Source organism: Tautonia rosea, assembly GCF_012958305.1.
GTDB lineage: Bacteria > Planctomycetota > Planctomycetia > Isosphaerales > Isosphaeraceae > Tautonia > Tautonia rosea.
Genome location: NZ_JABBYO010000003.1, coordinates 1 through 12,045, shown reverse-complemented (window position 1 = coordinate 12,045; position 12,045 = coordinate 1). Strand labels below are relative to the sequence as shown.

The 12,045-nt window shown below is 59.1% G+C and carries 4 protein-coding genes; 1 reads left to right on the top strand and 3 read right to left on the bottom strand.

Features of this window, described 5'->3' with window-relative positions; genetic code table 11:
* Window positions 1-234 precede the first annotated feature (234 nt).
* Complete coding sequence (locus HG800_RS05420; protein ID WP_169974599.1) at window positions 235-3,189, bottom strand: serine/threonine-protein kinase; 2,955 nt, start codon at window positions 3,187-3,189, stop codon at window positions 235-237.
* The gene (locus HG800_RS05415; RefSeq protein ID WP_169974597.1) at window positions 3,186-3,857 is read right to left on the bottom strand and encodes a sigma-70 family RNA polymerase sigma factor; all 672 of its coding nucleotides are present in this window, start codon (window positions 3,855-3,857) and stop codon (window positions 3,186-3,188) included. Before HG800_RS05415 ends, HG800_RS05420 begins: the two co-directional genes overlap by 4 nt.
* Window positions 3,858-4,251: 394 nt before the next feature.
* On the opposite strand from HG800_RS05415, the gene HG800_RS05410 reads away from it, so the two are divergent.
* On the top strand, window positions 4,252-8,955 hold the full coding sequence (locus tag HG800_RS05410) for an FG-GAP repeat domain-containing protein (protein WP_169974595.1): 4,704 nt from the start codon (window positions 4,252-4,254) through the stop codon (window positions 8,953-8,955).
* A gap of 51 nt (window positions 8,956-9,006) precedes the next feature.
* On the opposite strand, the gene HG800_RS05405 is transcribed toward HG800_RS05410, so the two are convergent.
* A complete protein-coding gene (locus tag HG800_RS05405) occupies window positions 9,007-11,529 on the bottom strand; it encodes a trehalase family glycosidase (RefSeq protein WP_169974593.1) in 2,523 nt (840 codons plus the stop codon).
* Between the last annotated feature and the right edge of the window lie 516 nt (window positions 11,530-12,045).

Below are 12,045 nucleotides of genomic sequence, written 5' to 3'. Positions count from 1 at the left end.
CAACATCTCCCATTTGTAACCGTTCCAGGCCTGGCCGATTCCCTCTGATAACTCAAGTAATCCAATTCAAAGATGGAGCTTGATCACAGGTTACTCCAAGAATTCGGAATCACTGAAGCGACAACAGGACAACCAGAACAGAACGCTGGGAATCGAACGCCAGAACCCACAGTCACCGTCGACTCCCTCGTTTGTTTCGAAGAACAGGGTTTCGATCATTCAGGCTTGAGCGGTTCACTTTGCCGATGAGGATCGAGCCTCCAATCCCGGCCTTTGGGCAATCGGTCCGGGATCGAGCCCGGAGCGTTCGAGTCGTTCGCGTCGTTCGGCGACCAATTCCCGATACACCCCTTCTTCCGGGGCAAACCGAGCCGCCTTCTCGGCCGACTCGACAGACCGCCGCAGGGCATCACCTAGCGCCGTTTCGTCAATCGGTTCGTATCGCCACAGGTTCTTAGCTACTTGGGTCCAGTAGTCGCTGAGCGCAACGAAATACTCCGGGGTCACTCTGGTTTCGGAAGGCATCGCCTCCAATGCTTTCCCACACCAGGCAATGATTCGTTCCGAATCACCGAGGTGACCATGAATCCGAAGCGTCATCGCCCAAGCGAGAAGCTCTGTGATCTCGATTATTGATGGCTTCTCGGCATCAAAGTGTCGAGTGACTGCCCCGTGACACACTTCGAAGAAAGCGGCGATTCGGATATGTTCGAACTCGGATTGTGCGAAAAACCTGATCCGCAATAGCCCAAACATCGCGTTTTTTCGTTGCGAAGAAGTCATGCTATCCTGATCAAAGAATTGTTCGATCTGGGTCAGGATCTCTTGAAACCCTTGTTCCGGCAAGGCTGGGTGAATCAGGATTCGACCAAGCTCGTTGAACCCAGTTGCATAAAAATGATCAATCTTCGAATTCGGCTCTGGGAAGCGATATGGTCGAGTTTCGATCGAGTTCAGGAATTGGGCAAGCACGTCCACCGCCTCGTCCGAACGCCCAAGATCAAGGAGCGATCGAATGGACAACGAAAACGCATGGTGCAATGTTTCGGCAAATTCTGGCTTGCTGGGATTATTATCGGCTTCCTGTTGTAACTCAGGGAGACAGGATTCGATGAGATCGGCAATCTCGGCAGTCAGGTCACCCCGGGTGACTTCATCTTGAATTGTGCCTTTCCGGATGTCGAGCGCACTGGCGAGGTGGTAGCGATACCTCGGTAATCGGTCGATGCTGACCAGCCGGCGAAGCGCGACAAGCGCCTCATCGGATTCCCCCAGATCGTGATACACATTGACGAGATGAGCCAACGCGTCGACGTCGTTCGAAACGGCCTCCAAATGCCCTTCCAGCATCCTCTTCGCCTCGATAAGCGTTCGGCGTCCCGTATGATCACCACAGAGGATCAGATGAGGCCCAACCTCCGATTTGATGAAAGCGGCACGTCGTTGGTTCGAGGTGAGAGGCCAAGATTCAGTCGGCCCGTCGCACCATTCCAGGGATCGATGGAGGAACTGGATTGCCTCCGGAATCTCCTCCAGGGTGTAGAGTATTTGGCCATACCAGAGGGAAAGGAATGCGGCTTCGTGACGAAGGTCGTCGTCCTGCACGTTGGCAAGGGCTGCGTCGAGCGTCTCCACTCCCTCTCGAAACAGGTCCGCAGCCTGACTCGTCCTTCCCTCAAGTGCTCGATGCCAACCGATCTGGTAGACGATCTGACTGTAAGTTCGGAGTAATACGAGATCGTTCGGGCGACCGCGAAGCAACTCGCGGCAGGTGGGCAGCGCGGCTTCGAGTTCGGTCCGCGAGAGTTCTCCCCGAGGGACATTCGGGTCGTCCCCCTGATTGACAATGGCAAGCAATTTCCCGGCAGCCTGAAACATCTGCTCCGCCTGCTGGCGATTGGCCTCGGCCTCGGCCCGGCGTTTTTCGGCTTCGCGAGAGCGTTCAAGCGCCAGAGCCTCATTGGCGGCGGCCTGGGAGCGGGCCGTCTCGGCACGTCCGAGTAGGACCAGCGACGTGGCGGTGGTCAGTGCCAGTCCAAGCATCAACGCCGACCCCACCGGGTGCCGACGGACGAAGCGCGATGACCGCCTGACCGGGCCGACCGGCCGGGCGAGGATGGTCCGGCCCTCCAGAAACGCATCGAGGTCATCGGCGAGCGCCTCGGCCGTCGCATAACGGCGTTGCGGCTCCGGTTCGAGACACTTCAGGACAATCGTCTCAAGGTCTCTCGGGAGTTTTTGGACGATCCTGCCCGGTGGGATCGGACTGCCCTCAATCACTCGGGCCAGTGTCTCCTGAGGAGATGCCTCCTGAAACGGCGGCTTGCCGACAAGCAAACGATAGAGGATCGCTCCCAGCGCATAGATGTCGGCAAACGTCTCGACATTCGCGCCCCTACCCTGTGCCAGTTCGGGTGCCATGTATTCGGGAGTCCCGATTCCGGCAAGGGTCAGCGATCGCGCCGAGTCTCCGATCGGCCGAGCAAGGCCGAAATCGGCGACCTTGGGCCACCAGACCGAAGGTGGGGCATCGCTCGGCGAGTCGATCAAGATGTTCCCCGGTTTCAGATCGCGGTGAATGAGCCCGCGAAGGTGCATATGATGCACCACCCGCGCGATCCGAGCGAGCAGTCGGGCCGAGTCTCGAAAAGGCATCGACGGAATCTTGCGCAATCGATCGGCAAGCGATCCCCCCGCGACGTACTCCATGACCAGGTAGGGATATCCCTCGGTCATCCCCACATCGTACACCTGCACTGCGTCCGGGTGTCGAATCTGAGCCGCGGCCCGCGCCTCGGCCAGGCACCAGGCCCTCCATCGCGGGTCGGCCAGGGGACCGCCGGGGAGGACCTTGATGGCGACCTCACGGTGCATCGCGGACTGCCAGGCCTTGAAGACAGTCCCCATCCCGCCTCGACCGAGGCGGTCTCCCATGACAAACCCCTCAATCTTTGGGGCCAACCCTACCGGCTCGGCACTCATCGCTGCTCGGCCGAAGAACGCAGACGCATTCGTCGGCAGTTCCGGGCCAATCACCTTCAGTACTTCCCCCTCCAGGTGCTCCAGGCACCTCGAACATCCCAGAATGTGCAGTTGGAGTGAATGAAGTCGCGGGTCGGCCTGAATCTGATCATCTGAGGCTCGCAGGAACTGATTGACCTCGGTTGAGGTCGGGCAGGCTTCGCTCATGGTTTGTCCCCGAAGTCGTCCATCTCGTCCCAGATCTGCTTGAGCATGGCAAGCACACGCACACGTGCCGCTCGAACCGCTCCGGGTGTCTTGCCCAGGGCAAGCGCGGCTTCGCTGGGCGAACGCTCCTCGACCTGCACCAACCAGAAGGCCTGCCAGGTGTCTGCGCTGAACCGTTGACGAGCGAGCTTCTGAACATGTGCAATGCGGTTCAGTTTCAACCGCCAGGAATGAGGCAGGTCACGCTCGTCGCTCTCATCAACTTCCTGAGGTTTGCGATCAACGACGGGCCAGGACCATTGCGTCGGATCAACCGTCATCTCCCTCGACTTTGCCGCCCGGCCTTCGCCACGTTGCCAGTAGTTCAGGATCGTGCTGCGCGTCAGGGTCCGCAACCAACCGCGAAACGTTCGCGACGGGTCGTAGGCGAAGTGATCCATCGCCGTGGCGAGCCGGATCAGCACGCGCTGGACGATCTCTTCAGACTCCACATCCCGAATTCCTTGCCGTCGACACTCATCGCAAATGAGGGGAACACACCACTTCACAAACTCATTCCAGGCCTGGAGATCGGACCTGACTCGCACACGAGCGAGCAGGCTGGGCCTCGTTCTCGGTTCAGACTTCGGCTCGTCCCACCCCAACGATCCCGGAGACACGTCCGCCATTTCGTCACCCTCGCGTGCGCGTCTGGTGTACTTCGCAATGACAGGAACTCTGCACGGGCTCATGATCCGATGATGCACCGAGCATAAGCTCCCCAGCGTCATCGGTCCAGCCGTTTCATCACCTTTTGCGCACCTTTTGTTCGCGCAAAGTTGGATCGATCGCCGTCCGCGCAGACTGCCCGTGATCATGGTTCCTCTTGCTTCATTTTTCTCGAATTGTCCTGACATTCCCTCAATTTCGAATCGTGTTCGATCAACCACGGCACCCATTGTTCCATGCCGCGAGTTGATCGCCCTGAGTCGTACCTTTCCCTTCGAGGTCTCGGCCGGGCGATCATCTCCTCCTCCTGGATATCACTGCCCTCATCCCCGGCTTTCTTGAGGACTCCACACGATGCTCCCGATCCTCCCCCGATCGCCATTGCCTCAGGCTCCCGCCGGCCGCCGGCTCCTGCCCGACCAGGCCCGATCGGCGCGCCGGCGCAACGCCCTGCGGCCGCTCCTCGAAGGGCTCGAGCGTAGGTGCCTGTTGGCCGATATCTTTGTCTCCGGCACCATCAACACCGACAGGACCTACGACAACCCGAGCGACTCGATCTTCTTCGACGGGAATACGCGCATCGAGCAGGGGGCCACCCTCAGGATCGGCCCGAACGTCCCCGTGACCATCCTGAGGGGCGTCACGCTCACGGTCAACAACGGAGAGTTCGACGTCGACAACGCCGGGCCGTTCCGGATCGAGGGGAGAGTTATCGGCGATTCTCGGTCCGGGTCCGTCGTCGTCGCGGCCAACGGCGTGATGGACGTCTCCGGCACCACCATCACGGCGACGGGCAACCCCATCGACACGCGAATCGACGTTCAGGGCGGCGGACGGTTGCGGGCCAGCGACAGCACAATCGCCCTGGGGCAGGTCATCCTCGCCAACCTCAGCCGGCTCGAAGAAGGCGACCTGGTCCGCAATCGCATCGACTCGACCCTGAGCATCAACGCCACCGACCTGTACAAGCTCGACGACAACCGACGCTTCCAGGACATCATCATCAACCCGGGCGGTCTGGGAGCGGGACAGGCTGCCGAACTCTCGCTCAGGGGCACAGAGACCACCGAGGATCTGCGTTATAGGTTTGATGGTTCGTTCGTTATCGACACCGGAGCAGCCCTGACGGTTCGCCCAACAGTTGATGTCCTGATCCAACGTGGTTCGACACTGACCGTCAGTGGGGCCCTCTCGGTCGATCAGACGGACTCCTTCCGGATCGAGGGGAGAGTTATCGGCGATTCTCGGTCCGGGTCCGTCGTCGTCACGGCCAACGGCGTGATGGACGTCTCCGGCACCACCATCACGGCGACGGGCAACCCCATCGACACGCGAATCGACGTCCAGGGCGGCGGACGGTTGCGGGCCAGCGACAGCACGATCGACCTCGGGCAGCTCATCCTCCGCGACGGCAGCGTGCTCAAAGAAGGCGACCTGGTCCGCAACCGCATCGACTCGACCCTGAGCATCAATGCCACCGACCTGCACAAGCTCGACGACAACCGACGCTTCCAGGACATCAACATCAACCCAGGCGAATTGCTGTCCGGAGAGTCTGTTGAACTGAGGAGTATCGGGACTGATGACATCGATGACTTGCGGTTCGTATTTCCGGGGAATTTCACGATCGCGAATGGTGCGTCGTTGGCTGTCCGCCCGAGTGTTCTGGTCCTGATCCGTCGCGGTTCAACGTTCACGGTGGGCGGGACGCTCTCGGTCGACAACGGTGGGCCGTTCCAGGTAGAGGGCCCAGTTGTCGGCGATTCACGGTTTGGGTCCGTTGTCGTCGCGGCCAACGGTGTGATGGACGTCACCGACACCACCATCGTCGAACCCTCCGGCAACCGGGCTGAGATCATCGTCCGGGCGGACGGAAGCCTCTCTGCCTCAGGAAGCACGTTCGGGCTGCATCGCCTCGTCCTGGAGAATGGATCGACGGCCTCGCTCCGTTCCAATTTTCTCAATCGTCGACTTGAGGTCCATAGTGGGGCCAACATCGACATGATTGGGAACAGCATCGACGTCACAAACGCCGCCGAAGTCTTCGCCACCGGCCCCCCGACCACCGAGATCGACCTGCGCTACAACTTCTGGGGAACCTCCGTCACTTCGCAAATCGAGGCAGGAATCACCCATCGACCGGATAACGACCCGGCCACCCGGCCGCTCGTGTTGTTCCAACCGTTTCTGTCCAACGCGAATCAGGAAAACATAAAGCCCGGTGTCCTCGTCCTTCCGCGTTCGGGCCTCATCACCACGCCCGTCAAGCCGGCCACGTTCACCCTCCGTCTGGAAAGACCGCCCACAGCGCCGGTCACGATCAACCTGAGCAGCTCGGACCCTTCAATCGGGAACCCGAACTTGGATTCGCTCACCTTCACCCCCGAGAACTGGAGCGAGATCCAGGTTGTCACGATCGAGAGCACCTCGGAAGTCGAGTCCGATTATTCAATCATCACCTCGGCGGCCATCAGCGACGACGAACTCTACGACGGCCGGATCGTGGCCGACGTGCTGGTCAGGAACCTTAGCTCCTCGGCGACCAACGTGATCGTCGAGCAGGCCGCGAATCTGGAAACGATCGAGACAGGAGACCCGGCCGAATTCACGGTCCGATTGACGAGACGCCCAACGGCGGACGTCACCATCAACCTCACCAGCTCGAACCCAGACGAGGGAGAACCATCGCAGTCGATCCTGACCTTCAACACCGCCAACTGGGCCACCCCGCGCACGATCACGGTTTTGGGGAAGCCCGACCAACAGCTCGACGGCGACACCGCGTTCACGATCAGCGGGACGATCTCCAGCAACGATCGCATGTTCAACGATTGGCCCTTCCCGATCGTCTCGATCGTCAACCGGGACGTCGATACCGCTGAGGTCCTCGTGACCGGAACCTCAGGACTGACAACCACCGAAGCCGGGGACACGGCAAGCTTCTCCGTGCGGCTCAGCTCTCGCCCCACGGCGAACGTGACGGTCGACTTTACCAGTTCCGACCCGTCCGAAGGTGAACTGCTGCAGCCGTCCTTCACCTTCACTCCGGCCAACTGGTACGTCCCCCAAACCGTGACCGTCCAAGGGTTGCCGGATGATGGGACTGACGACGGCGACGTCCCTTACATTATCACCGGCGTCGCCACCAGCGACGACGTGAACTTCAATGGGCGCGAGATGGCAGCAGTCTCGGTTGTCAATGAGGACAACGACACCACCGCGATCCTTGCATCACCCACCTCGAACCTGTCAACGACAGAGGCGGGAGGGACGAGGACGCTCAACATCCGCCTCGGCGCAAGACCAACTGCCCCGGTTACGGTCGACTTCACCAGTTCCAACACGTCGGAGGGCGTGCTGCTGCAATCGTCGCTCACCTTCACCCCGGCCAACTGGTCGATCCCGCAATCGATCACCGTCCAGGGTGTCGATGACGACGTGGACGACTTCAACATCGTCTACCAGATTAACGGTGTTGCCCGCAGCGACGATCCCAACTTCGACGGGCTCGTGATGCAACCTGTTTCGATCGCGAATCTGAATGACGACACTGCAGGAGTCACCCTTTCTCAATCGAGCCTGTCTATCAACCGGGTGCCGGGGCCGAATCACTCAAGGACCTTCTCGGTCGTCCTGGACTCCCAACCAATCGGCAACGTGACCTTCGACATCGCCTCCGGCAATCCCTCGATGGCCGAGGTTGATGTCAACTCGATCACCTTCACCCCGGCCAACTGGAACGTCCCCCAAACCGCGACCGTGACCGGTGTGTTTGACGGAACCCCCTCCAGCCCCACACCGTTCCCGGTCGTCGTGGAAGTCTCCGCCTCAGCTGATCCGAAGTATTCGGCCGGCTCCCCGCAGACCGTCCAGATCACCGAATCACGAGAGCCGATCGAGGTCGAGGGAGACTACGACGGCGACGGCCGAGCCGATCTGGCTCTGTATCACTTCGACCAGAATCGGGGCGTCGGCGTCTTCTCGATCCTCCGCTCCATTGACAACCAGACCCAACTGATCGACCTCCCCGACATCGGCAGCAACTCGGTGCCGGTCTCTGGCGACTTCGACGGCGACGGGATCACCGACGTCGCCGTGAGCGACCCGCTCGCCATCATCGGCACCGGGTCGGTCGCGAACGCCACCGTCTGGACCATCTTGCTCTCCGGCAGCAACAACGAACGACGTGAGGTCGGGTTTGGTGGCCCTGAAACGCTTGACCGGCCCGCGCCGGCCGACTACGACGGCGACGGCATCACCGACATCGCCACCTTCCGGGCCAGCAGCGACCTGGTCCCAGGCGCTGCCCAGTGGTTCATCCTGCCCTCGAACGGCTCCAGTGCGTTTGACGTAGTCTTCGGCGCCCCGGGTGGCACCGACCTGCCCGCGCCGGCCGACCTCGACGGCGACGGCCGGGCCGACATTGTCACCTTCCGCCCGCTCCGAACCGACCTGGACATTGCCAATGGCGTGCCCGAGGCGGCCCAGTGGTTCGTCCTTCCCTCAAGTTTGAACGACATGAGCTTCAGCGGGCGGGACGGCGCATTCCGCTATCAGTTTGGTGCCTCGGGCAATACCGACCAGCCCTCGGTCGCCGACTTCAACAACGACGGCCGCGCCGACATCGTCGCCTTCCGATCCGTCAGCGACCTTGCCCCCGGCGCCGCCCAGTGGTTCATCCTGCCCTCGACAGGCGGTCCGACCACGTTCGCCGGTGGATTCCCGTTGACCTTCGGCACTGCCGGCGAGATCGCCGCGGTGGCCGACTACGACGGTTATGGCCGACCCAGCTACACGGTCTTCAACCGCTCGACCGGCGAATGGACGATCGACGCCGCCAGGACCAATGGGCAGCTCTTTGGGAATCCCCGGACCATCCGTTTCGATCCGACGGGTGGACGCGGAGTCCCGGTCCTCAGCCCGCTCTTCTTCCGCCTTGAGGCGACCCAAAACGAAGGTGGCACGGTCACAACGGCCGCCTCTCGCCGCTCCAATCGAAGTAAACTCATGCCTTCCGTGGTTGATCAACTGTTGCCCGACCTCGTTTCAGACTCCTGAGCAAGGTCGATGAGCGGCCGACGACACATCGTCGTCGGCCGCCGAAAACGGTCAAGCATCGGCATCCACTTCATCCTCCGCCCCCCTGCCCTCCCGGGACAGTCCTGAGCTCGAAGGATGGGACGGCAGAAGAATGAGGTGCTGTTTCCTCCGTTCAAGCAGTTGGGCATAGAGTTCAAGAAACACAGCGTTCGTCCAGGCGAATCCCGACGTGTTTGTCGTATCACCGAAGCGAAGATCAACCTGGGATTCCCGTCGAACCACATCATATTTCTCAAACATCTTCTGTTGTTCGGCAAACTCGTCGAGCACCATCGTGAGAAACGCGGCAGCAATCCGGTCCGCTGCCTCGTGATACCCATAACGCCGCAGGCCTTCAACCGCAATCAATTGCATTGGAGCCCATCCAAAGGGAGCATCCCATTGGCTACCGCTTTCGTTGGTACTGGTTTGCAAGCCTCCAGGCCGCTCAAACAGGTGCAGATTGGCCACAACCTGTGCAGCCTGGCTCGAATCTGCGATTCCAGCCCAAAGAGGGTAGAAGGTCGTTACGAATGGGTAGCGTCCAAGCTTCTGTTCAATAAAATGATAATCGTAATATAATCCATCATCTGGGTCCCACAGGAGCGTGTTTACGACTAATCGCCTTTGATTGGCGCGCTTAGTCCAGTTCTGTGCGGCGGTCTTGCGTTCCAAGCGCCCGAGGATTTCCCCCATGTCAGACTCCATCACAAACAACAACACATTCAAGCAAATCGGATTATAATTAACTATCTCGATACCAAAGGGTCCGAACCGATCTGTCGGGTTGAAGCCCGACTCACGCATCGAACGATCCCCTTGATAGAAGTTCGGAGTCAGCTCTCCATCCTGGAAATAGGCTCGAATGTTGTAGTCCCGAACCAGATAACGATCGAAGTAGTCTGTGACACGGTCGTAATGGCTCCTTCCACGATGGTCCCGTTCGGTGGCGACTACTTCGGGAGCTGGCCCCCATCCTGCATCAAAATAGCGCGAGAGTCCCGTATCCGGGACCAGGTGCGGCTCTTTGGTCCAGTAGCGGTAATACGTTTCGATTTGGGGAACGGTTTGTTCAAGCCATGACCGTGCTTTTTCCGAATCTCGACGTTCCAACTCGGCATACACGCGCAGGATCATCCGCGTGAGAAATGGGGGCTGGGATCGCGTGAGGTAATCGGAATGGTTGGCGTTGAGAATCTTCCCATAATGATCAATTTCGTAGAGGCAGTTTTCGACCATCTTTCTGGCCAGGTCGAGCTTCCCTGATCGGAGGAGACCAAGCAGAATGAAGTAGGTATCCCAGCCATACATCTCCTGAAACCTTCCGCCGGGTGCAATGTATGGGTGAGGCAAGAAGAGCGGACCAGACACGAAGGGCACTCGCGAGGTTTCGAGGGGAGGAACGTCCTGACTGCTCTGGCGTAAAGTGTTCCAACCACGATCAATCTCAACAAGGAGTGAACGCAAGTCTGACCGTCGCCTAGCCTCTTCCACTCGGTCGACAAGTAGGGCATGCACTGTCACCCCAACCCCGCCCACAGCACCGAGAGACACGAATACGAGAATCAAACTGAGGGCTGCCGCTGACGGACGACGACGAGCCCATCGCCATGCCTTAACCCAGAGTCCGACCGGACGCGCGTGGATGGGTATCCCAGCTTGCCACCGCTCAAGATCTAACGCGAGTTCCTCGGCCGATCCGTAACGATTCGTCGGCTCTTTCTCGAGGCATTTCAGGCAAATTGTCTCCAGATCACGATCAACTCTCCCGTTCACTCGACTTGGTGGATCCGGGGATTGCTCCCGAACCATCGCCAATGTTTCAAACACCGTTTGCCCACAAAAAGGTGGTCGTCCAGTAAGTAATGCATAAAGGATCGCTCCAAGTCCGTAGACATCAGTCACCGTAGTCACAGCATCACGCTGGCCCGAGGCCTGCTCAGAAGCCATGAAAGGTGGTGAACCACAGAGATCGCCCGACTGAGTCAAATCTGAGGCGTCATCAATCCGTTTCGCCAGGCCGAAGTCGGTGATGTGCGGCTGCCCGTTGGCATCAAGCAAGATATTGGACGGCTTGAGATCTCGGTGCAAGACACCTCGTCGGTGGGCATAGTGCACAGCTCTGGAGACCGTGATCAGCAATTCTGCAGCGCAATGAGGATTGTCCTGGAATTGCGACAGACGATTGGCCAGATCCCCGCCTCGAAACAGCCTCATACTAAAGTAAGGCTTCCCGTCATGCTCTCCGACTTCATAGATCGAGACGATGTTCGGATGATCAAGCCCGGCAATGACCTCTGCTTCAGTCCGAAATCGCATCAATTCAGACTCCGAGGTCGGAGCCCCAGATCGAATCAACTTCAACGCGACCAAACGACCAAGACTGAGCTGACGAGCTTCATGCACGACTCCCATTCCTCCTCGGCCGAGCAGATCAAGGATCTCGTAATCGCCGAAACGCCCTTCTGGAGTTCCGAGAGCCTTCACTCCCGACACCAGGCCTCTTAAATCAATCGTGGATTGCTGCGAGGTCCAGTCGCAGGTTTGATCCACACCGTTCTCCCTATCCCTTTCAACTCCCACCTGAGGATGCTCGGATTGGTTGAAGAGCACTCGTCGAACGATACAGGATGGACAAAGGCCCCCAAGTGCTTTGGCTGGGAAGACTGACCCACAACGAGGACAAGGCGTGTGAGAGATCATCGAATAGACTCCGAAACACCTACAAAAGGCTATCTTCCATGAGAAGACCCCAGATTCCACTAAGCTTACAGCAACGACCGGTAGCCAGCCCTTGTGAACGCATTGAACAGGCATTCAATACCATCAAGCCCATCTTATGGAACATTCACTCATTGAGCAACAGGGACCCACAGAACACCCCAACCGATACCGAGAAACGGAGCGGAAACCACACCTCACACATATTCCATCGCCGGAGGCATCTTCCCTGATGAGCCTTTTCAAATTGAGATTCTCCCACACCAACATACTAGCTATCATTGTCGTTTTTATCTTTATGTTTTCACATGATTATGCAATGTGCTTGTTCTCATATAGGGATTATAA

What these genes read in the sequence shown, in the direction of transcription:
- HG800_RS05420 (WP_169974599.1), bottom strand. Translation starts at nt 3,189, where the DNA reads ATGAGCGAAGCCTGCCCGACCTCAACCGAGGTCAATCAGTTCCTGCGA.
- HG800_RS05415 (WP_169974597.1), bottom strand. Translation starts at nt 3,857, where the DNA reads ATGGCGGACGTGTCTCCGGGATCGTTGGGGTGGGACGAGCCGAAGTCT.
- HG800_RS05410 (WP_169974595.1), top strand. Translation starts at nt 4,252, where the DNA reads ATGCTCCCGATCCTCCCCCGATCGCCATTGCCTCAGGCTCCCGCCGGC.